Origin of the sequence: Stenotrophomonas sp. PS02300 (genome assembly GCF_029959395.1) — a bacterium.
GTDB lineage: Bacteria > Pseudomonadota > Gammaproteobacteria > Xanthomonadales > Xanthomonadaceae > Stenotrophomonas > Stenotrophomonas maltophilia_AD.
Map to the genome: position 1 here is coordinate 10,590 of NZ_JASCOP010000008.1, position 21,932 is coordinate 32,521.

Annotated in this window: 15 protein-coding genes; 5 read left to right on the plus strand and 10 right to left on the minus strand. The window is 65.2% G+C overall.

The window, feature by feature from the left end; translation table 11 throughout:
• The first annotated feature begins 11 nt into the window (after window positions 1-11).
• Both QMX79_RS03310 and QMX79_RS03315 read left to right on the plus strand, forming a co-directional pair.
• Window positions 12-8,723: a glycoside hydrolase family 94 protein gene (locus QMX79_RS03310; protein WP_282244356.1), complete on the plus strand. Its 8,712-nt coding sequence runs from the start codon at window positions 12-14 to the stop codon at window positions 8,721-8,723.
• On the plus strand, window positions 8,720-8,980 hold the full coding sequence (locus QMX79_RS03315; RefSeq protein ID WP_282244358.1) for a hypothetical protein: 261 nt from the start codon (window positions 8,720-8,722) through the stop codon (window positions 8,978-8,980). Before QMX79_RS03310 ends, QMX79_RS03315 begins: the two co-directional genes overlap by 4 nt.
• Before the next feature lie 7 nt (window positions 8,981-8,987).
• Here QMX79_RS03315 and QMX79_RS03320 read toward each other — a convergent pair whose 3' ends face one another.
• The 4 genes from QMX79_RS03320 to QMX79_RS03335 form a co-directional block, all read right to left on the minus strand.
• On the minus strand, window positions 8,988-10,649 hold the full coding sequence (locus tag QMX79_RS03320; RefSeq protein ID WP_282244360.1) for a serine hydrolase domain-containing protein: 1,662 nt from the start codon (window positions 10,647-10,649) through the stop codon (window positions 8,988-8,990).
• 76 nt (window positions 10,650-10,725) lie between these two features.
• A complete protein-coding gene (locus QMX79_RS03325) occupies window positions 10,726-11,139 on the minus strand; it encodes a hypothetical protein (RefSeq protein WP_282244362.1) in 414 nt (137 codons plus the stop codon).
• Window positions 11,140-11,184: 45 nt separating this feature from the next.
• Window positions 11,185-11,520, minus strand: a complete 336-nt coding sequence (locus tag QMX79_RS03330; RefSeq protein WP_282244364.1) for a hypothetical protein — start codon at window positions 11,518-11,520, stop codon at window positions 11,185-11,187.
• Window positions 11,521-11,695: 175 nt separating this feature from the next.
• Complete coding sequence (locus tag QMX79_RS03335) at window positions 11,696-12,604, minus strand: LysR family transcriptional regulator (protein WP_282244366.1); 909 nt, start codon at window positions 12,602-12,604, stop codon at window positions 11,696-11,698.
• Window positions 12,605-12,815: 211 nt separating this feature from the next.
• On the opposite strand from QMX79_RS03335, the gene QMX79_RS03340 reads away from it, so the two are divergent.
• Both QMX79_RS03340 and QMX79_RS03345 read left to right on the plus strand, forming a co-directional pair.
• Window positions 12,816-13,856, plus strand: a complete 1,041-nt coding sequence (locus QMX79_RS03340) for a zinc-dependent alcohol dehydrogenase family protein (RefSeq protein ID WP_282244368.1) — start codon at window positions 12,816-12,818, stop codon at window positions 13,854-13,856.
• Window positions 13,853-14,167, plus strand: a complete 315-nt coding sequence (locus tag QMX79_RS03345) for an antibiotic biosynthesis monooxygenase (RefSeq protein WP_282244370.1) — start codon at window positions 13,853-13,855, stop codon at window positions 14,165-14,167. The genes QMX79_RS03340 and QMX79_RS03345 overlap by 4 nt, the downstream gene beginning before the upstream one ends.
• A gap of 15 nt (window positions 14,168-14,182) precedes the next feature.
• Here QMX79_RS03345 and QMX79_RS03350 read toward each other — a convergent pair whose 3' ends face one another.
• A complete protein-coding gene (locus QMX79_RS03350; RefSeq protein WP_282244372.1) occupies window positions 14,183-14,680 on the minus strand; it encodes a hypothetical protein in 498 nt (165 codons plus the stop codon).
• Between the two features lie 199 nt (window positions 14,681-14,879).
• Here QMX79_RS03350 and QMX79_RS03355 point away from each other — a divergent pair, with 199 nt between their 5' ends.
• Window positions 14,880-15,455, plus strand: coding sequence for a metal-dependent hydrolase (locus QMX79_RS03355; RefSeq protein WP_282244373.1), 576 nt, complete (start codon window positions 14,880-14,882; stop codon window positions 15,453-15,455).
• A 98-nt stretch (window positions 15,456-15,553) separates the two neighbouring features.
• On the opposite strand, the gene QMX79_RS03360 is transcribed toward QMX79_RS03355, so the two are convergent.
• From QMX79_RS03360 to QMX79_RS03380, 5 genes are all read right to left on the minus strand, one after another.
• Complete coding sequence (locus QMX79_RS03360) at window positions 15,554-15,799, minus strand: hypothetical protein (protein ID WP_282244375.1); 246 nt, start codon at window positions 15,797-15,799, stop codon at window positions 15,554-15,556.
• A 1,810-nt stretch (window positions 15,800-17,609) separates the two neighbouring features.
• Window positions 17,610-17,900, minus strand: a complete 291-nt coding sequence (locus tag QMX79_RS03365) for a hypothetical protein (protein WP_282244377.1) — start codon at window positions 17,898-17,900, stop codon at window positions 17,610-17,612.
• A 117-nt stretch (window positions 17,901-18,017) separates the two neighbouring features.
• Window positions 18,018-18,512, minus strand: coding sequence for a hypothetical protein (locus tag QMX79_RS03370; RefSeq protein WP_282244379.1), 495 nt, complete (start codon window positions 18,510-18,512; stop codon window positions 18,018-18,020).
• Between the two features lie 248 nt (window positions 18,513-18,760).
• A complete protein-coding gene (locus QMX79_RS03375; RefSeq protein WP_282244381.1) occupies window positions 18,761-20,143 on the minus strand; it encodes an aldehyde dehydrogenase family protein in 1,383 nt (460 codons plus the stop codon).
• 36 nt (window positions 20,144-20,179) lie between these two features.
• On the minus strand, window positions 20,180-21,835 hold the full coding sequence (locus QMX79_RS03380; protein ID WP_282244382.1) for an acetolactate synthase large subunit: 1,656 nt from the start codon (window positions 21,833-21,835) through the stop codon (window positions 20,180-20,182).
• Window positions 21,836-21,932: the final 97 nt, after the last annotated feature.

The window sequence follows — 21,932 nt, forward strand, 5'->3', positions numbered from 1 at the left end:
CTCGGTACCCTATGCCCCACCTTCGTCGTCTTTTCGGCCGTTGGCTTCGCCTGCGGCGGCTTGTTCGTTGGCGCTGGCGTGAGCGGCAGGCATCTGCCCCGGCCATCGAAGCCACCGAGGGCCCGCTGCGGGCCGCGCTGTACAGTGTTGAACAGATGGAGGTCTACGGCCGCGCGCTCGCGCGCCAGCATCGCGTGCGGATGCGGCCCAGCCCGGAGCGTCTGCTCGAGCGCCTGCAGGCCAACGAACGTGTCCTGCAGGACGCCAATACCCTGCTCAGCAGCGTGGTGCGCGAACAGCGCCCGGTCACCCCGGCCGGGGAATGGCTGCTCGACAACTACTACCTGGTCGAAGAACAGATCCAGACCGCACGACGCCACCTGCCGCGCGGCTACAGCCGGCAGTTGCCCTCGCTGGCCACCGGCCCCTCGGCCGGGCTGCCGCGCGTGTATGAACTGTCGATGCAGGCCATCGCGCACGGCGACGGCCGTATTGACGGCGATACGCTGGGCCGCTTCATCGCCTCCTACCAGTCGCTGGCGCCGCTGAGCCTGGGCGAGCTGTGGGCGGTTCCGATCATGCTGCGCCTGGCGCTGCTGGAGAACCTGCGGCGCATGGCCGCGCGGGTCATGCGCGATGGGGAAGACCGGCGCCTGGCCTCGCAATGGGCGGACAACCTGAATCTCGCGGCGTCCGATACGCCTACGGACGTGGTGCTGGTGGTGGCCGACATGGCGCGCTCCGAGCCGCCGTTGACCGGCGCATTCATCGCCGAGCTGACCCGTTCACTGCAGGGTCGCGGCGGCGCGTGGGCCATGCCCATCGCCTGGCTGGAACAATGGGCTGCGGCGTCCGGGCAGCGTATCGAGGAACTGGTTGCGGCCGAGGGGCAGCAGCAGGCGTCCGACCAGGTGTCCATCAGCAACAGCATCGGCAGCCTGCGCTTTCTCTCCACCATGGATTGGCGCACCTTCGTCGAAGACATGAGTGTGGTCGAGCAGCGGCTACGCGAAGACCCCATGGCGGTCTATCCGCAGATGGATTTCGGCACCCGCGACGCCTATCGCCACGTGGTGGAGAAGATCGCGCGCGGCAGCCGCATCGCCGAGGAACGCGTTGCCACCATCGCGCTGGACCTGGCCCGGGCCGCTACCCCGCCCGACGGCCCACGCACGCATGTGGGCTACTGGCTGGTCGGCGAAGGCCTGCACACCACCGTTGACGCCGTGGCCGAGGCGGCGCCACGCCACCGCAAGGCACGGCGACTGGCCCACCGCGTGCCGCTTGCGCTGTACCTGCTGCCGATCACCCTGCTGGCGGTGCTGGCCACCTGGGGCCTGCTGGCGACCGGCAGTGGCGAGGTTCCCATCTGGCTGGCTGCCCTGCTCGGGCTGCTGGTGTTCAGTGAGCTGGGCATCGTGCTGGTCAACTGGACCGCGACCGTGCTGGTCGCCCCCAAGCCGCTGCCCAAGCTGGATTTCAGCGAAGGTATTCCGGAAGCCTGCGCCACCGTGGTGGCGGTACCGTCGATGCTGTCCAGCACCGACGGCATCGACGTACTGGTCGAAGCGCTGGAGGTCCGCTTCCTGGCCAACCGCGATCCCCAGCTGCGCTTCGTGCTGCTGACCGACTTCCTCGACGCCGCAGAAGCGCAGTTGCCGACGGACGATGCCCTGCTTGCGCACGCCGCGCAGCGCATCGAGGGATTGAACCAGCGCTACGCGTCCGAGCGCGGCGACCGCTTCTACCTGCTGCACCGCCCCAGGCAGTGGAACCCCAGTGAAGGCGTGTGGATGGGGCACGAGCGCAAGCGCGGCAAGCTGGCCGCGCTCAATGCCCTGCTCCGCCATGGCGATGGAAGCGCGTTCATGCGCATCGTGGGTGACGCGGCGGTCCTGCTCGGTGTGCGCTATGTCATCACCCTGGATTCGGACACGCAGCTGCCGCGCGATGCGGCGCGTGCGTTCGTCGCCACCCTGGCCCACCCGCTCAACCGGCCGCGCTTCGATCCTGCTATGCAGCGCGTGGTGGAGGGCTACGGCATCCTGCAGCCCAGCGTGGGCACCAGCCTGGGCCGGCGCCGTACCTCGCGCTTTGCGCGGATGTTCGGCAGCGAACCCGGCATCGATCCGTATACGCGCATGGTCTCGGACGTCTACCAGGACCTGTTCGATGAAGGCTCTTTCGTGGGCAAGGGCATCTATGACGTGGAAGCCTTCGAGCATGCGCTCGAGGGCCGCCTGCCCGAAAACCGCATCCTGAGCCACGACCTGCTGGAAGGCTGCTATGCCCGCGCGGGCCTGGTCAGCGATGTGCGCCTGTACGAGGACTACCCCGAACGCTACGCCGCCGACGCCAAGCGCCGTGCGCGCTGGATCCGTGGCGACTGGCAGCTGTTGCCCTGGTTGTTGCCGTGGACCCCACGCCCGGGCACAGGCTGGGAACGCAACCGGCTCAGCCTGCTGTCGCGTGGCAAGCTGCTGGACAACCTGCGCCGCAGCCTGGTGCCCATCGCCGCGCTGGTCCTGCTGGTGGCAGGCTGGCTGTACGCCGACAACCCCGCTGCATGGACCGCGTGGGTACTGGCGCTGTGGTTCGCACCGCCGCTGATCGGCATGCTGCGCGATGCGCTGAGCGTGCCGGACGATACCCCGCTGGAAGCGCATTACATCAAGGTCGGGCGCGGCACGCTGCAGTCGCTGCTGCGCGCCGCCACGCAGATTGCCTGCCTGCCCTACGAAGCCCTGCTGGCCGGTGGCGCGGTGCTGCGCACGCTCTGGCGCATGGCCATCACGCGCCGCCACCTGCTGCAGTGGAACCCCTCCAGCGAAGTCGAGCGCCGCCTGGGCGGCGACCGGGGCGCGGAATGGCGGGTGATGGCGCCGGGATCGCTGCTGGCGCTCGCGCTGGTGGCGGTGGTCGCCGTCGTGCGCCCGCAGGCGCTGCCGCTTGCCCTGCCCTTCCTGTTGGCGTGGACGTTTGCGCCTGGTTTGATGGCGTGGCTCGGCCGGCCACCGGCCGCGATCGTGGCCGAGCTTTCCGATACCCAGCGGGCGTTCCTTGGCCGCCTCGCGCGGCGCACCTGGTCGTTCTTCCAGGCCTGGGTGCGCGAGCAGGATCACTGGTTGCCGCCGGACAATATCCAGGAGCACCCGGCACTGGTGGTGGCGCGACGCACCTCGCCGACCAACATCGGGCTGTCCCTGCTGGCCAATCTGTCTGCGTGGGACTTCGGCTATCTGCAGCAGGGCGCGGTCGCTGAACGCACCGCACTCGCGTTCGGCACGCTGGACCAGCTGCCGCGCCACCGCGGCCACTTCCTGAACTGGTACGACACCGAAACCCTGGCGCCGCTGCCGCCGCGCTACGTCTCCACCGTGGACAGCGGCAACCTCGCCGGCCACCTGCTTACGCTGCGCCAGGGGCTGCTCGCACTGGTGGACGCACCGGTGCTGGCGCCGCACACCTTCGATGGCCTGGCCGATACCCTCGGCGTGCTAGAGGAGGAACGGCAGCGCCTTCGCCCCGGCGACGCGCCACTCGGCGAAGCGCTCGACCACCTGCGCCAGCGGCTGGTGGCAACGCGGGCCGACCTGCCGCGCGGTGCCGCCGAAGCGCTGGCCCGCCTGCAGGAGCTGGCCGGCCTGGCCGACGCCGTGCTGGCACAGTGGCCGGCACCGGCATCGCCTGAGGACGGTGACCTGCACTGGCCGGCCCTGTTCGCTGCCGAATGCCATGCCGCGTGTGCGGCGCTCGCGGACATCCCGGTCGATGCCAACGCGGATGCGGATGCGCCGGTACCCACCCTGCGCCAGCTCGCCGCCCTGCCCGGTACCGCCGGTGCCGACGCACGCACGCGCATCGCGCAGCTGGAGGACCTGGCGCACCGCGCCGGGCAGTTCTCGCTGATGGAATACGGGTTCCTGTTCTACCGCTCCCGCAACCTGCTCTCCATCGGCTACAACGTCGACGACCACCGCCTCGACAACAGCTTCTACGACCTGCTCGCCTCCGAAGCGCGGTTGTGCGCCTTCGTGGCCATCGCCCAGGGCGAGCTCACGCAGGAGAGCTGGTTCGCGCTCGGCCGCCTGCTTACCGAGGTCAACGGCACGCCGACGCTGCTGTCGTGGAGTGGCTCGATGTTCGAGTACCTCATGCCGCAGCTGGTGATGCCCAGCTACCCGGACACCCTGCTCGACCAGACCGCACGGCATGCGGTGGAAGCGCAGATCGTCTACGGCCGCAGCCTGAACCTGCCATGGGGCGTGTCCGAGTCCGGTTACAACGCGGTCGATGCGCGCCTGAACTACCAGTACCGCGCGTTCGGCGTGCCGGGCTTGGGGCTGAAGCGTGGCCTGGGGCAGGATCGGGTCATCGCGCCCTATGCCAGCATGATGGCGCTGATGGTGGCGCCGGAAGCGGCCTGCCAGAACCTTCAGGCGCTTGAGAGTCTTGGGTTTGCCGGACGCTTCGGCATGTACGAGGCGATCGACTACACCCCTGCCCGCGTGCCGCCGGGGCACGACCACGTGCTGCTGCGTTCGTTCATGGCCCACCACCAGGGCATGGGCCTGCTGTCGCTGGATTACCTGTTGCGCGACCAGCCGATGCAGCGCCGCTTCGTGGCCGATGTCGAATTCCAGGCCACCCTGTTGCTGCTGCAGGAGCGCATTCCGCGCATTGGCGTGTTCCATCCGCACGAGGTCGAATCGCTGGGCGAGCACGCCGCCACGGCGCAGGACGAAACGTCCCTGCGCGTGCTGCGCAAGCCGGGCGGCCCGCGCCCGGAAGTGCAGCTGCTCTCCAACGGCCGCTACCACGGCATGCTCACCCATGCCGGCGGTGGCTACAGCCGCCACGGCGACCTCTCGCTCACCCGTTGGCGCGAGGACGGCACCACCGATGCATGGGGCACGTTCTGCTACTTGCGCGACGTGGACAGCGGCGAGTTCTGGTCGGCTGCCTACCAGCCCACCTGCGTGCCGATGGACAACTACGAGGCGATCTTCTCCGACGCCAAGGCCGAATTCCGTGGCGCGCTGCATGGCTGCGAGAGCCACCTGCAGGTGGCCATCTCCGCCGAGGACGACATCGAACTCCGTCGCCTGCGCCTGACCAACCGCAGCCGTCGCACGCGCACCGTGGAAATCACCACCTATGCCGAAGTGGTGCTGGCACCGGCGGCCGCTGACGATGCGCACCCGGCCTTCAGCAACCTGTTCGTGCAGAGCGAGATCCTGGCCGCCAAGCAGGCCGTGCTGTGCACGCGCCGGCCGCGTTCGCACGACGAAGTACCGCCGTGGATGTTCCATCTTGTCGCGGTGCATGACGCCGAGGTGGCGGCGATTTCCTACGAAACCGACCGGGCGCGCTTCCTGGGGCGTGGCAATACGCCGCGCACCCCGCAGGCATTGACCACTGATACCGACCTCTCCGGCAGCGACGGCTCGGTGCTCGACCCGATCGTGGCTATCCGCGTGCGCGTGGTACTGGAACCCGAGCAGACCGTGCAGCTGGACATGGTCTACGGCATCGGCGCCGACCGCCCCGGTTGCGAGGCCCTGCTGGACAAGTACCGTGATCGCCGCCTGGCCGACCGCGTGTTCGACCTGGCCTGGACCCACAGCCAGGTGGTCCGCCGGCAGATCAACGCCACCCAGGCAGAGGCGCAGCTCTATGAGCGCCTGGCCAGCCATGTGCTGTATGCCAGCCCGCTGCTGCGCGCCAGCGCCAGCGTGCTGCAGCAGAACCAGCGCGGGCAATCCGGGCTGTGGGGCCATGCCATCTCGGGCGACCTGCCCATCGTGCTGCTCAAGGTCACCGACGCCGAGAACGTGGAACTGGTCAGGCAGCTGGTGCAGGCGCATGCCTATTGGCGACAGAAGGGCCTCAACACCGACCTGGTGATCTGGAACGACAGCAAGGCCGGCTACCGGCAGGAGCTGCAGGACCAGATCCTGGGGATGGTCGCCGCCAGCTCGGAAACGGGCCTGCTCGACCGCCCCGGCGGCATTTTCGTGCGGCCGGTGCAGAACATGACCCACGAGGACCGCATCCTGCTGCAGGCGGTGGCCCGCGCGGTGATCAGCGACGAAGACGGCACGCTGATTGCGCAGGTGGGACGCCAAGCTTCCCCCGCGAAACGGATTCCGGCGTTCGTGCCGCAGGCGGTGCAGGAAGAACTGGAACTCTCGATGGACGAGACGCCGGGGCTGCCCATCCTCGCCGACCCGAACTTCGAGCCCGGCCTGCCCCCGGCGCCCGCACACGACGAGGACGTGGACGACCCGTGGCCGTTCCTGCCCTACCGTGGCGCCGGCCAGTTCGATAACGGGACCGGCAGCTTCAGCGACGACGGCCGCGAGTACGTGGTGCTGCTGCGCGAAGGTGCGCCGACACCGGCGCCGTGGGCCAACGTGATCGCCAATGCCCGCCTGGGCACGGTGGTCAGCGAGAGTGCGCCCGGCTATACCTGGTTCGAGAACGCGCATGAATTCCGCTTGACGCCGTGGCTCAATGACCCGGTGTCCGACACCGGCGGCGAGGCCTTCTACGTGCGCGACGAGGACACCGGCCGGGTCTGGTCGCCGATGCCGCTGCCGCGCCGGGGTACCGGTGCCTACCGCACGCGTCACGGATTCGGCTACACGGTGTACGAGCACTTCGAGGACGGCATCGTCAGCGAGCTGTGGGTGTTCGTCGACGTCGCCGCGCCGCTGAAGTACTCGGTCCTGCGCCTGCACAACCTGTCGGGCCGGCCACGGCGGCTGTCGGCCGTCGGTTATGTGGAATGGGTGATGGGTGACCTGCGCGCGAAGTCGCGCATGCACGTGGTCACCGAACGCGACCCGCAGACCGGCGCGCTGCTGGCGCGCAACACCTACAGCACCGATTTCGGCGGCCGCATGGCCTTCTTCGATACCGATGCCGAGGGCTGCGGCTGGACCTGCGACCGGCTGGAGTTCATCGGCCGCAACGGCGGCCTGCATGCACCGGCGGCGCTGCGTCGAGAGCGGCTGGGTGGGCGCTCCGGCGCCGGCCTGGATCCCTGCGCGGCGCTGCAGGTGCCGCTGGAGCTGGCACCGGGCGAGCGCAGCGAAACCACGTTCCGCCTGGGCGCGGGCCGCGACCGCGACGAAACGCTGGCGTTGGTGCGAGGCCGCCAGGGCGCGCACGAGGCCAACGATGCGCTGGATGCCGTGCGCATCCACTGGCGCCACGTGCTGGCCAGCGTGCAGGTGCGCACCCCGGACCCGGCGCTGGACGCGCTGGCCAATGGCTGGCTGGTCTACCAGACGCTGGGCAGCCGCTATCTGGCACGCAGTGGCTACTACCAGTCCGGCGGCGCGTTCGGCTTCCGTGACCAGCTGCAGGATGTGCTCGCGCTCATCCACGCCCGTCCGGACCTGGCCCGCGAGCACCTGCTGCTGTGCGCCGCCCACCAATTCGCCGAAGGCGATGTGATGCACTGGTGGCACCCGCCGCAGGGTCGCGGCGTGCGCACCCGCTGCTCGGACGACTACCTCTGGTTGCCACAGGGGGCATGCCGCTACCTGGAAGTCACCGGCGACGCCACCGTGCTGGACGAAATGGTCGGCTTCATAGAAGGGCGCGCGGTGACGTTGGAGGAGGAAAGCTACTACGACATGCCCACCCCTTCGGCATTGCGCGGCACCCTCTATGCGCACTGTGTCCTTGCGCTCGAGCGCGGCTGCCGGCTGCTCGGCGAGCGCGGTATTCCGTTGATGGGCAGCGGCGACTGGAACGACGGCATGAACCGCGTCGGCGACCAGCAGCGCGGTGAAAGCGTGTGGCTGGGCTTCTTCCTGCATGACACGCTGCGCCGCTTCATCGCGCTGGCCAACGCGCGTGGCGATGAACACCGTGCGCACTGGTGCCAGGAGCAGGCCGACACCCTGCGGCACAACCTGGAACAGCATGCCTGGGACGGGGAATGGTATCGCCGCGCGTGGTTCGACAACGGCACCCCGTTGGGATCGAAACAGAGCGAGGAATGCCGCATCGATTCGATCTCGCAGAGCTGGTCGGTACTGTCCGGCGTTGCCGCGCCCGAGCGTGCCCAGCAGGCGCTGGATTCGCTGTACACGCATCTGGTGCGAAAAGACGCCCAGCTGATCCAGCTGCTCGATCCGCCGTTCGACAAGACCTCGGAAGACCCCGGCTACATTCGGGGCTACGTACCGGGCGTGCGCGAGAATGGTGGCCAGTACACCCACGCGGCGGTATGGGCAGCGATGGCCTTTGCACACCAGGGCGATGCGACGCGCGCCTGGGAGCTGGCCGGCATGATCAACCCCCTCAACCACGCGCTGGACCCGGAGGCAGTCCAGACCTACCGGGTTGAACCCTATGTGTTGGCGGCCGATGTCTACGCGGTATCACCGCACGTGGGCCGAGGCGGCTGGACCTGGTACACCGGTTCGGCCGGCTGGATGTATCGCCTCTTGGTTGAATCCCTGCTCGGCATCCGCCGCCAGGGCGACCGGCTGTCGCTTGCACCGTGCCTGCCCGATCACTGGCCGTCGTTCGAACTGAGCTACCGCTTCGGCCGGAGCCGCTATGAGTTCGTGGTGACCCGTACCGCGCGCGGCCAGCCCACGCTGCATGTGGATGACGTACTGCAGCCGGACCTCACCGTCCAGCTCAACGACGACGGACATCACTACCGTGTGGCACTCGACCTGGAGGCGCCGCCGGGATGACCGTGCGCCCCGACATACAGGCACGGCTGGACGCGCTGGACGAGATGCTGGCGCACTGGTTGGCGCACACGCGCCATCCAGCGCAGTTCTGGCCGCAGTTTGAGCTGCTGGCTGCGGAGATTCTGGACGAATGCGCGGACGCCGAGAGGAGCCAGGTGCGCGCGCGCATCAACGCCATGCTCAAGGGTCATGCGCTGGAGCTTCCGCCGTGGCACGAGCGTGATGAGGGGATGCCGCCGGGGAAGGCGGACCAGTGACGGCTCATCAGTTCGCGGCGTCCTTTCGGAAAGGGATCTCATGCAACCCGTCGGGCGCAATCGCCATCCCAATGATGCGACCGCGCTTGTCTCGTTTGAACACTATGAGGGTGCCTTGCAGCTGGGAAAGTTCCTGGGCCTCGAATGCATCCGGAGCGCGGGGCTGCAACATGGCGGTGAGGTGCGAAATACCGCGCACGGTCATCCTCAATTGTTTGCCATCGAACGTGATGTCGTAGCTGGCGAGCAACTCGTCGCTGGTGAAGCGGCCTTGGAATTCGCGAAAACTGGACGCTGCGGGCTCCCGCTCGCGCACGCGTACCCATTCGGCCGTGTTGCCATAGTTTCGCCGGGTTATCCGCTCTGGGTCGTTGGGGTCAAGCTGATAGGTGTACGGCCCCATCACGAAACGGCCGCCTTCCACTTTCGCCTTGCCTGGAAACGTCCATACGGCCAGCTGCCCAGTATCAATGCGGCGATAGATGCCACTGCGCGTCGACAGGTCATCTGCACCCTGCACAGGCGCGGGCTGGCGCGACGGCGCATCCTTGGGCAGGAACAGGTCGAGGATGTCGTACGGGTCGACATTGTCGGCATCGCTGTTGCACACATAGGACATTGACAGATCCGCGTCCGGATATCGCCCCACCCAAGCCATGTAGTTTCCGTTGTAGCCCCCGTGTTTGACTTCGCGGAAGCCACGGTACTCGCCGACCATTTCTCCACGTGCGTAGTTGATCACAACGCCATTGCGTAGCGTGGCTCTTTCCTCCAACTGGGCAGTCAGGCTTGGGCCAAAGACATTGCGCGACAAGGCTACGTTCCAGCGTTGCAGGTCGCCTGCAGTTGTAAGCAGGTTGCCATGACCATAGGTGTTGCGGGCCGTCAGAGCCTGAGAGAAGCGTGCCGGCTTGCTATCGTGGGCTGCTTCTTCCATCACATAGCCGTAGGCCCGCTTATCCACGAGCTGCTGGCTGTCGACCTCCCATTGCGTGTGTGTCATCCCAGCTGGCGCGAACAGTCGCTCCTGGCTGAACTCCTGGAGGCTGCGGCCAGTGATGCGCTCGACGATGATCGCCAACAGAACGTAGCCGGTGTTGGTATAGGAATGCGACTCGCCGGGCGCATGGTTAAGCGACTTCAGCCGCGACGCGTAATCCAGGATGTCCTGGTTGTGCTGAGGCATCGCATCGCGTCCAAGCAGCCAGTCGGTGTAGCGGAAGTCACGCAACCCACTGGTGTGGCTGAGCAGGTTGTCTACCGTGATCGGCTGCTGCTGCGCCGGGAGCTCCGGCAGGTACTTGCGGATGTCATCATCCAGCGACAGTTTTCTCTCATTGGCGAGCAGCAGCACGGCGGCGGCAGTGAACTGCTTGCTGGCGGATGCGATGTTGAAAACGCTGTCTACATCCATGGCGACATTGCGTTCGAGATCCGCCTGTCCGTAGGCACGCACAAGGTCCACGCCCTTCGAGTGCAGACCCAACACACAGCCAGGAGTCTTGCTGGTAACTCCCTGCATCATGATCGTGTCGATCGCAGTCAAGAGCTGTGGCGACGGCTCGGTGGTGGCGGTGGTGGTGGCCGCGACCGCCGACGACAAACTGCCTAGAGCGACTACCCATGCAGCAGCTCTCGTGCGGCACTGCCAATTTGTAAGGAGTTTCACTTCGCCTTCCTGGTTCAGTAAATGGGTACACATATCTGCAGCAGTCGGGAAACCCCTGGCGGCTAATGGCCGGGCATCATGAAGTGAGCTCGATGCCGGGATCGCTCGACAGTATCACTCGCAGCTGGGCATCCAGGCGCGCCAATGCGGGTGCGGTGTAAACACGCTTAAGCAAGCGGGTCAGCCACGGGGTCTCAGCTGCCGGGAAGCAGTGCCAGGTAATCGAGTCCGTCCGTGACGCCGGCGCCTCAGGCTCGTCACCCGCGTCATCCATGTTTCCGCAGCCCACCCACAGCAGGAAGGGCTTGGACTGGCAGATGACGCACCAACCCCAGTCCTCTTCGACAACCTTTTCAATGACATAGCCGCGCTGCTCAAGTTGCGACCCGAGCCAGAGCGCGAGCTGTCGTCCGTTTCTCTGCGGGCTGGACGCATCCTGCTCGTCAGGCTCGATATCAAACAGCGAGGAACTGAACCAGTATCCGCTCACGTGGGTGCGCACCTTGCTCCAGATGACCAGCAACGACTGCCTGACTCAGTTGTCAGCGGTCGCGCTCACCTCCGCCCTGCTCTGGCGTACCTTCTGGACACGAAGCTGATGCGCCTTGTCTGTCCTGAACTTGAAGAAGAAGTACGTGGCAACCAAGGCGATGATCAGCGGTGGTGTGATGTTGCGACCGAAGGCGTATCCCATCTGGAATGAATCGAGGGTGGAGTTCCACGACATGTAGATGTTCCAGATTGCGAAGGCCGAAAATAGTGCAAGGTAGAGGCCGGCGCCGTTGAACACCAATCGGCGCGCTATGATGTTGATGACCTTGCCAATACCCAGACATAGGAAAAGGACGATAGCGAAACCGATCAATTCCATTGAATTCACCTGCGCGGTCAAGTTACTGAAACAGGACGAGCCGCGACGCGGCTTCGGCTCTCACGGCAGGATTCCCCCCGGCCGATGCGCGATCTTAGAGCAGCTGCGGCCGGCCAACAAGCGAGCGCGGATCGCCCGTTTCAAGCGAAACTCTCAAGCTGCTACGTAGGCCAGATCAAAGTAACAAGCCCCGGTCCCAATAGGGCTCTGGACCAATACGCTCCACCAGCCAGTCGATGAAGACCCGCACCTTGGGCGCGAGTTCGCGCGCGCTCGGGTAGATCGCCCAGAGCGTCTGGGTGGATACCAGGGGGAAGTCGCGCAGGATCGGGACCAGTGTCCCGGCACGAATCTCATCCGCAGCGCACCAGGTCGCCATCAAGGCGATTCCCAAACCGTCGCGTGCAGCAGTGCATACGGCGCCGCCGTCGTTGATTCGAATAGTGGGCGCAACGCGCTTGGCGGTCACCCCGCCATCAGGCCTCTGGAACGTCCACAGGTCGAGTGTGCCGACCACCAGGCACGCGTGCCTGTCCAGTTCTTCCGGCGACTGCGGCTCGCCGTGGCGTTCCAGGTAGCCTGGCGATGCAACCAGGACGCGCTTGTCGGGAGCGATCCGCCTGGCGACGAATGATGAATCCCCCAGGTCTGCATAGCGCACTGCAACGTCGAATCCCCCTTCCACGAGGTCGACGACGCTGTCAGAGATCCGCATGTCCAGCCTGAGGTCCGGGTAGCGGGACGTGAACTCCGGCAAACCCGGCACGATGTGCATGCGGGCGAACGAAGAGGGGGCGGCGATCCGCAGTACGCCGCTTGGGGTGGCATTCCCACGACCCAGGGCGACCCGCGCCAGCTCGGCGGACTCCAGCAGATGCTCTGCATGGGGCAGGAACGCGGCACCGTCCTCGGTCAAGGTTGTCGCCCGCGTCGTGCGGTGGACCAGGCGCGACCCCAGGTCCTTCTCGAACGATGCCAGGCGTGCGCTGGCCGCCGCCGGCGTGATGCCCAGGTCACGGGCGGCAGCGCTGATGCTGGCCAGCCGGGCGATCCGCACGAACAGGGTCAAATCGGAGAAGTCCATCGCAGTCGCCTTGTGGTCCACCGAATACATCATCACCGAAGAGGCGGCGACTCGTCACGCGCGCACCGGAAGCTCCACGCGCCGTGCCGCTTTCAAAACTTCCTTGAAGCTGTTTCACACGCGCCATCCCTACCCCCTCTGGGCGCTGGAACCCACCATTACTGGCGTTGCAGGCCGATCCGGGCCGCACCCACCATGAGGAGGCATCATTATGAAAAACACCATGAAGGCCATGGTTCTCGCCCGCTTCGGCGGACCCGAAGCCTTCGAGCTGCGCGACGTTCCGGTGCAGGCCGTCGGCCCCCGCCAGGTCCGTGTGCGCGTCCACGCCACGGCCATCAACCCGCTCGACTATCAGATCCGCCGGGGCGACTACGTGGACTATGTTCCGCTTCCTGCGATCATCGGACACGATATTTCCGGCGTGATCGAGGAAGTCGGCTCGCACGTGACCGAGTTCGGCGTGGGCGACGAGGTTTATTACACGCCCAGGATCTTTGGCGGCGCAGGCTCCTATGCCGAACAGCACGTGGCTGATGTCGAGCTGGTGGGCCGAAAGCCGGAGAACATAAGCCACCTGGAAGCCGCCAGCCTCACACTCGCCGGCGGCACCGTGTGGGAGGCATTCGTGACGCGCGCCCAGCTCACCGTGGGCGAAACCGTGCTGATTCATGGCGGAGCAGGCGGCGTGGGCACCCTCGCGATCCAGGTGGCGAAGGCCATCGGCGCACGGGTGATCACGACGGCACGTGCCGTGGATCATGCGTTCGTGAAGTCGCTGGGTGCAGACGAGGCGATCGACTTCACCTCGGAAGACTACGTCGAGGCCATCGCCACGATGACGCGAGGCCGGGGCGTCAACGTCGTTTTCGATACGATCGGGGGCGATACGCTGACCCGCAGCCCCTTGGTGCTGGCAGACGCCGGTCGCGTGGTCAGCCTGGTGGACATCGCGCAGCCGCAGAACCTCATCGAAGCATGGGGCCGGAACGCCAGCTACCACTTCGTGTTCACCCGCCAGAATAGAGGGAAGCTGGATGCGCTGACCCACCTTGTGGAACGCGGGCTGGTGAAACCAATCCTTGGCGCTACCCTGCCCCTTGCGCGGATGGCCGAGGCGCATGAGTTGCTTGAGAACGGAGGCGTCTACGCGCTTCGCGGCAAGGTGGCCATTGATGTGGTGGGACAGACACTTGAGGTACCTGAGCGGTTCCGGGAGCGGAAGGCCTCCCTGAAGGCAGCCGCCCTGTGAGCACGCGCAATCACGTAACGGAACTGGCGGTGTTGAGCATCCAGCCCGGACAAGGCGCCGCTTTCGAAGCGGCGTTTGCGAGCGTCGCCGGCCTTGTGGCCAGCGCGGAGGGTCACATCCGCCACCGACTCGTGCCGTCAATTGATCGGGCAGATGTCTACCTCCTTGAGGTGGACTGGACGGATCTTGCAGCGCACGTGGAAGGATTCGAGCCCAGTTCCGCGCACGCACGTTTCATGGCGTCACTGGAGCCCTTCCTGGCTGCCGAGCCGTTTGTCATCCATGTCCCAAGCTGCAGCGGATCTGGCTGACACACGTTCCTTGGCCTAAGGCCGAGACGGCGCGCGAGTGAAATCCATGGTCCAGTTGGTCTCCCAGCTCGCGCCATTGTCCGAGGAAAATGCCTGCTCCCATCTGGGGTTCTCCGGGTTTGAAGTTAGCCAGGTGAACCGGATACGGATGGGAGCACCATTCAGCGTGTCATCTGCGTAGAAGAGGCCAACGCCATCCGTAAACGAGCCCACGACGGGAACATCGAGCTGCCCCGGGGCCCGCCCATCAAGCCACCAGATAGACCATTGCAGTGTCTGCGGATTGAAGGAGCGCAAAGCAACTGCCCGGTACGGGCCTTCGGGCAGATGCAGGAGGTTGTCCTCGACATTCCCGAAGCCACCCAGCACCGACCGGGTGGACATCTCGCCTGGAAACTCAACCCAGTCGGTGCAGCCCACCAGCCTATCGCGCAGGCGGCGGTGCCTTACGTGCCAGTCGCCGACGGCAAATGCAAAGTCGACGGGTGCTTCTGCCACAGTCTCAAGTGCCACGTCGTAGCTCCTCAGGTCCAACTGCCGCCACCGGGATGCCGCACTTCACGAACTGGACGGATCTTAGGCGGCTGATGGCCGGTCATCAAGCTAGTGGGAGCTGGCTTCTGCGTCTCGCTTCACTCACACCACACACAGGCGCCATCAGCCGCCCACGCGGGCGGGTCACGCTCGTCGCTGATCACCAATAATCGAACCGATGTCTTCCATCGCGGCCCATGCCTCGGCAGGACTCACAATGTACCTGTACTGCAACGCGCAGCGACGTGGCTCGTCGCGCTGGGCGGCGGTTCCGTTCGTTGCCTTGGCTGTAGGGCCGGATTTGGACTACTTCGCTGTCTGGTTCTCCGACTACGGGGCAGACCCTCGGTTCAGTCATAGCCTGCTGTTCGCAATAGCTGCCGCGTTCTTCGTCAAGCTCACCATGTCGCGGTTCCCAGCCGCGAACCTCAAGCTCAGCTGGTTGCTGGCTGCCGGGATTTCCCACCCGCTCCTCGACTTCCTGGTGGGAGCTCACCCTGTTCCGCTGTTCTGGCCCATCCATGGCGGAGCTGCCAATCCCGTCGGCGTGCTTCCAAGTGCAGGATCACTGGCGTTCGACAATTTTTATCTCTGGCGGAACCTGCTGATCGAGATGGGCATTCTGGGTCCCGTATTCGCGCTCCTGGTCGCTGTGTCCGGCCGTCGCAGGTTCCGGGAACTTGCCGGGCGGACGTTGTTAATCCTGCCGATGTGGGCCGCTTTTCTGACGTGGTCGATTGCGCTGGGGAGGTAGGCTGGCCAGCTCCGACCATTTCGAATCAGGTGTCAGTCAGTCGCAAATCGAGCCGGACCGGCGAACTCAGGGCTCAACGCTGGTTGTTCAGGCCATGCCTAATAAACCCCAGCAGTTGGGTCTATGACCAGTTGCGCCTTGTTGGCGACACACCACTGCTCAAGCTCGTCCCGCAACTGCGGCCAAAGGTCTTCAGCCCAGGTCGGCGCCGTTCTCTTGAACGCATCCTCGGTTGGAAGGTAAGCGGTGAGGATGCCCATCGGCAACTCCAGCACGAACGAGCCACCTGGCCCCGTGCAGACCAACTCCTCTTTCCACCTGCCACTGAACTCGAATACGGACATTAGTACTCAATCATCCAATAGCCAGGCACCTGGCCCGGCAACACCGCCTGTGTAAAGCCTCCCGCATGGTAGGCTCCCCTTTTGACGCTTCTCGATCTTAGGTCGGTCGGAACCGACTGACAACCACGACCACAATCGGACCGATAAGAGCAGGCCGGTGATTATACTCAACGTGGAAGATGCCCTTTCGCTGTTCCGCGAGCTTGCCAAGGCAAGCGGCTTTGACGTGTGGCAAGAGTCTTCGTTTGTTAACTCGGCTGGCTGCATTAGTTCGATAAGAAGAGGAAATGCCCAACTACGCCTCGTCTGGGAGGGCGCGGATGGATCCTTGCTCATTCAAATAAGCCACGGCCCTCCTGATGGGCCGCAGGATCACTGGCTTGAGCTGTTCCGCTCAAAGTGCATTCGCGGCTCATTTCCTGATGCTGACTTGCCAGAAGTCAGTTTCTTGTCTTCAGTCGAGTACGGACTTGAGCTTATGATTCCCGGGCCTCGAAGCTGTCCGGCTTGATTGAGCCGACACAGTCAGTCGCCGTCTTTTCGGGTGAATTTTGCTGAAACCGCATCAGTGACGTCCTTGAACACATCTGGGTTCGTTCGCTCCCATCGGATCCAGTTCCCGGTTGAAGTTGCACGCGTCTCCAAAGCGTGCCCAATGAGCCGGTAAGTAGTGCTGTCGTCGTGCGATAGATGAGATGTCCGCCCATCGGTGGTCCACCTGACGCGGGTTTGATGGAACTCATCTCCATCCACGCTCCAGTCAAACGTCATCAACATGCGAAAGCTGCCGTTCGACTCCTCAGTAACGATCACGCCGCGCCTGTCCGTTGAAAGGAGGAGATAATTCTTCCCACTCGGTAGCGGGCTCACGTAAGTGCCCGCCAAGTCCTCAGCTGAGGCTGATCCAGCTGTAGATGGCCCCGTGCAGCCAGCCAACAGCAAAGCACCAATGGCCGCGGCTATCGGAAACTTCATACTCCGTCCTTCAAGGTCCAATTGATTCGCAGCCGGACCTCTGGGCCCGGTTGTGCGACGTTATCCTAACGTGTGCTCACCGTGAAGCCGTCCGGGTCCGAGAGGGTTTATTTGCCGTCTTATTGCACGTCGAGCTTGATGGGGCCGCTCCTCTGGTTTCGATATGCAACTGCAGTTGCGCTGGCTGCCGCTGGTGAGTCCACCGAAAGAACGATGACGCCTGGCATAGTCTCTACATATAGGCGAGTGCCTGGCTCAATCCCAAGGGCGTGGATCCACAGCCCTCGCAGCTTGAGGCAAGGAATGGGTGGGCAGCCGGGAAACGTCACCAGGCCGTCGTGATGGAGCGCGTTGGTCATTACGCTCTTGGGCTTGCGCCACCAGAGCTTTTGACTGGCGACTGCGCTGGAAGATGCGTCGGTGGAATGGCTGGACATGGTGGAACCTCCGTTGGGGAGCTTCCCTCGCCGGGATGGCGAGGGAGTCGGGAGGTTAAGAACCGCGTAAGCCGGCGCAACGTATTTCCGCGAAGGTGTTTTATTTCGTCACCCTCCCGACATGGCACGTCTCGATTGCATCGTCTTACGGGAGTTCTTACGCTCCCAGGCTCAACCATGTCGCGAACGTGAGCATACCGGAAGTTGTTTTGATCTTTCGATCAGCCGCGTTTAATCGACGCCATCTATACGTGGCGTGGAATGGGCCGTTTGCGTGCAATTTCGTGCGGTGCGGCGTGTTTCTGGTGGAACCCGGTCACGAGTGAGGCGTTCGCCGCTCTAGAAGTATTCGACTCGGCGTTTCGGAACGCATGACGCATTCGACGCACGGTGCGCGATCAGGCGCGGGTCAGCGCAATCCAACGGTAGCCCACGTACACCCCGCCCGCGACGACCGGCGCCAAGCTCATCCACAGCGGCAGCTTCAGTACGAAGAGCATGATCATGCCTGCAGCGAGGGCCAGGATCGAAAGGCCAATCACCCACGCATTGAACACGGCCGTATCCGCCGCATCTTCACCCCACGAATTCGCCGACCTGCCATTTGCGGCGCGCTGCCGGCGCAGCAGCCAGATGTCGGTCACGAAATCGACAATGCCTTCCAACAGGTCACCGATGAAGCCAGACATGGTCAATCCTTGGACGGCAGGCTGAATGCGCCGATCTTCAAGGCTACCCACTGGCCCGTCAAGTGCCCCACCGGGGCAGGCGTGCGCCCACCTGCCCCGGGCCTCCCCCGCCGTTGTTCAGGGGCTGTCGCGGCGAATGCCCAGCGCGACGGCTTCGGTATAGGAGATTCGCAGCAGGTCGCCCCGCTTCACGTTGGGTAGCTTGGCACGCAGGTCTTCGCGTTCGACGGCGATGAGCTGGGTGTTGCCGCTCGGCCCGCGCAGGGCGATGGTGTTGGCCACCGGGTCCACGGCCACGACTTCGGTGACGATATTGACGGTGTTGGACCGTGCCCCACCCGGGATGGCACCCCTTACCGGGACGGTGCCGGCCTGCGAGGTGGTCACGCCTACCTCGCCGCTGCCTGCCGGCTGCAGGTCCAGTGCGACGGCGGCGCGGTAATCGAGCGTTACGTTGTCGCCCACCTTCAGTTGGTTGAAGTTGCGCACATCGGGCCCGGCCACGAAGGACAGGCTGCCGCCGTCGGCGCCGGTGACCGTCACTGCGCGGCTGCTCTTGTCCAGGGCGGTGATCTGGCCCTGCAATGTCACCCCGGCAGCGGCGGCAGTCACGGGCCCTGGCATTGATCGGGGCGCAGGCGCTGAAGCTTCAGCGGGTTGCGGCGTGGTTTGGCACCCGCCCATGGCGAGGGCGGCGACAAGCAGCGTGACAGAGGACGACAAGGCGAGGACGCGCATGGAAATCTCCAGAACGGGGGCCGGGCGGCGGATGCCTTGCTATTGCATCAGCTGCCCTACCCCTGCGCGCCCGTACAACTACTGTGCCCCACCCAGAAAACATACCGTTTCCGGGCCTGGGCTCAGCTCCTGCGCATCAGGATCATCTTTTCCTGCGACATGTCCCGCATGGTGTACGGAATGCCGCCCGTGCCGTAGCCCGATTCCCGGCGGCCGGCGAACGGCATCCAGTCGGTGCGGAACGCAGTGGGGTCGTTGATCATCACGGCCGAGGCATCCAGGCGATTGGCGGCGCGCATGGCCACGTCGATGTCCTGGGCGAAGATGCTGGCCTGGAAGGCGGTGGGCAGCGAATTGGCGCGTGCGATGGCCTCGTCCAGTTCGCTGTAGCGATACACCGCCACCACCGGCCCGAAGATCTCCTGCGTGGTCACCCGTGCATCAGCGGCTGGGTTGAGCAGCACGGTGGGCTGCAACGTGGTTTCGGAGAGGCGCTTGCCGCCGGTGGCGAGCGTGGCCCCACCCTTCACTGCCTCGTCGATCCATTCGGCCACCCGGTCGGCTTCGCGCGGCTGGATCAGCGGGCCTACTTCGGTGTCCTTCAGGGTGGGGTCGCCGGTGCGCAGCTTCTCCACGCGCGCGATGAGGGCTTCGGTGAAGTCCTCGGCAATGTCGTTGTGCACGAAGATGCGCTGGGTGGACACGCACACCTGCCCGGCGTGGTAGTAACCGCCCTTCACGATGGGCTCGATGATCTTGGCCAGGTCCGCGCTGCGGTCCACAATGGCCGGCGCCACGCCGCCATGCTCCAGCGCCGAGCGCGCGCCGTGGGCGAGCTTGGAATGCAATGACCAGCCCACCCGCGCCGAGCCGATGAAGCTGAGGAAGGCCACGCGCTTGTCGGTGGCCAGCGCTTCGGCCAATTCATTGCCTTCCGGAATGAAGCTCTGGCACCACGGCTCCGGCAGACCGGCCTCGTGGACCATCGCCACGAACTCCAAGCACGACAGCGGCGTGGTGGACGCCGGCTTGATGATGACCGGGCACCCCACTGCGATTGCCGGGGCAACCTGGTGGACGATGAGGTTCAACGGGTGGTTGAACGCGGAGATGGCGGCCACGATGCCGAGCGGCTCCTTGGTCGTGAACGCCCAGCGGTTCTCTGCCGCGGCCGACAGGCCCATCGGGATTTCGCGGCCGGCGAAGTTGCGCAGTTCATCGGCGGCGTTGTGCACGCCATCGATGGCGCGGTTGGTTTCGACAATGGCATCGGGCAGCGGCTTGCCGCCTTCGCGCGCGATCTGCAGGGCCAGGTGGTCGCGCTTGGCTTCCATCAGGGTCGCCAGCTTGCGCAGGATGGCAATGCGCTGGTGCGGCTTGAGCCAGCCGTCGCGGTCCTTGAAAACGCGTTCGGCATTGCCGAGCTTGCGCTCCAGCGCGGCAGCGTCATCGAACGGGACGTCCTGGATGGGGGCGCGGTCGAAGGCTTGTACTACGGTCAACATGTGGGGTTCCTTGTATTCAGCGGTCAACGGTGGCGCTTACGCACAGCCCACATCGGGGGTGCGGTTGCGCAGCTCGTCAACCAGAACGCGGGTGTTTTCGGAATAGTCGATCGGCACGTCCAGCAGGTGCACGCCGCCGCCGGCAAAGGCAGCTTCGATCGTGGGCACCAGTTCTTCCACGGACGTTACGCGAGTGCCCTTGGCGCCATAGGCTTCGGCGTAGCGCACGAAATCCGGGTTGCCAAAGCGCATACCGAAATCTTCAAAGCCATCCACGGCCTGCTTCCAGCGGATCATGCCGTAGGCGCTGTCATTGAGGATGATCACCACCAGGTTCAGGCCCAGCCGCACGGCGGTTTCCATCTCCTGCGAGTTCATCATGAAGCCGCCATCGCCGCACACGGCCAGCACGCGCCGCTTGGGGTACAGCATCGAGGCCATCATCGCCGACGGCAGGCCTGCGCCCATGGTGGCCAGGGCGTTATCCAGCAGCAGCGTGTTGGCGACGTGGGTGCGGTAATTGCGGGCAAACCAGATCTTGTACATGCCGTTGTCGAGGCAGACGATGCCGTCTTCGGGCATGGCCTCGCGCACGTCGTGTACCAACCGCTGCGGGGTGACCGGGAAGCGGTCCTCATCGGCACGGTCGTTGAGGCGCGACAGGATCTTCTGGCGCAGCTCGATCATGCCCTGGTCTTCGGACAACTTGCCTTCCAGCCGCTCGGCCAACGCATCCACGCTGGGGCCGATGTCACCGATCACTTCGATATCCGGGTGGTAGACCTGCTCGACCGTGGCGGATTGGAAGCTCACGTGGATGACCTTGGGGCCCCCGCTGCTCTTCATCAGGAACGGCGGCTTCTCAACAGTGTCATGGCCGATGGCGATGATCAGGTCGGCGCGGGCGACCGCCTCGTGGACGTAGTCGCCTTCGGAAAGCGCAGCGGTGCCCATGTACAGGTTGGAGCCGCCGGTGACGGCGCCCTTGCCCATCTGGGTGTTGAAGAACGGCAGGCGGGTGCGCGCCACGAACGTGGAGAGCGATTCGGTCAGCCACGGGCGGCTGCAGGCCGCGCCGATCATCACCAGCGGACGCTTGGCGGCGAGGATGGCCGCCTCTGCCCGGTCCAGCGCGGAGGCGTGGGCTATCGGGCGCTCCAGCGGGTGGACGGGAATGACCGGGACGTCGGGCACTTCCTCACCGGCAATATCCTCCGGCAGTTCCAGGTGGACCGGGCCGGGCCGCTCTTCCATGGCCACGCGGAAGGCATCGCGCACGGTGGCCGGGATGGCCGCGGCACTGACGATCTGACGGGTCATTTTCGTGAGCGGCTTCATCGAGGCCACGATGTCCACGATCTGGAACCGGGCCTGCTTGGCGCTCATCACCGCCTTCTGGCCGGTGATGAGGATCATCGGCCAGGCCCCCAGGTGGGCGTAGGCCGCGCCCGTGGAGAAGTTCAGCGCGCCGGGGCCGAGCGTCGCCAGGCAGACGCCGGGCCTGCCGGTAAGGCGGCCGTGGGTGGCGGCCATGAAGGCGGCCGCCTGTTCGTGGCGGGTGAGGACCAGCTCGATGCTGGAGTTGCGAAGCGATTCCAGGAAGTCGAGGTTTTCCTCGCCCGGAACGCCGAATATGCGGTCCACGCCCTCGTTTTCGAGTGCGGCGACCAACAGGTCTGAGCCCTTGGGCATTGCGTCGATCCTTGCGGTGATGAACTCGGGGGAGTTCGGTGCCATGGGGAAACGTAGTGTGGATCGACTATACGCCCGGGGCTGTGTACGGCCGTCT

What these genes read in the sequence shown, in the direction of transcription:
- QMX79_RS03330 (WP_282244364.1), bottom strand. Translation starts at nt 11,520, where the DNA reads ATGGAATTGATCGGTTTCGCTATCGTCCTTTTCCTATGTCTGGGTATT.
- QMX79_RS03360 (WP_282244375.1), bottom strand. Translation starts at nt 15,799, where the DNA reads ATGTCCGTATTCGAGTTCAGTGGCAGGTGGAAAGAGGAGTTGGTCTGC.
- QMX79_RS03365 (WP_282244377.1), bottom strand. Translation starts at nt 17,900, where the DNA reads ATGTCTGGCTTCATCGGTGACCTGTTGGAAGGCATTGTCGATTTCGTG.
- QMX79_RS03310 (WP_282244356.1), top strand. Translation starts at nt 12, where the DNA reads ATGCCCCACCTTCGTCGTCTTTTCGGCCGTTGGCTTCGCCTGCGGCGG.
- QMX79_RS03335 (WP_282244366.1), bottom strand. Translation starts at nt 12,604, where the DNA reads ATGGACTTCTCCGATTTGACCCTGTTCGTGCGGATCGCCCGGCTGGCC.
- QMX79_RS03375 (WP_282244381.1), bottom strand. Translation starts at nt 20,143, where the DNA reads ATGTTGACCGTAGTACAAGCCTTCGACCGCGCCCCCATCCAGGACGTC.
- QMX79_RS03355 (WP_282244373.1), top strand. Translation starts at nt 14,880, where the DNA reads ATGTCTTCCATCGCGGCCCATGCCTCGGCAGGACTCACAATGTACCTG.
- QMX79_RS03340 (WP_282244368.1), top strand. Translation starts at nt 12,816, where the DNA reads ATGAAAAACACCATGAAGGCCATGGTTCTCGCCCGCTTCGGCGGACCC.
- QMX79_RS03315 (WP_282244358.1), top strand. Translation starts at nt 8,720, where the DNA reads ATGACCGTGCGCCCCGACATACAGGCACGGCTGGACGCGCTGGACGAG.
- QMX79_RS03380 (WP_282244382.1), bottom strand. Translation starts at nt 21,835, where the DNA reads ATGCCCAAGGGCTCAGACCTGTTGGTCGCCGCACTCGAAAACGAGGGC.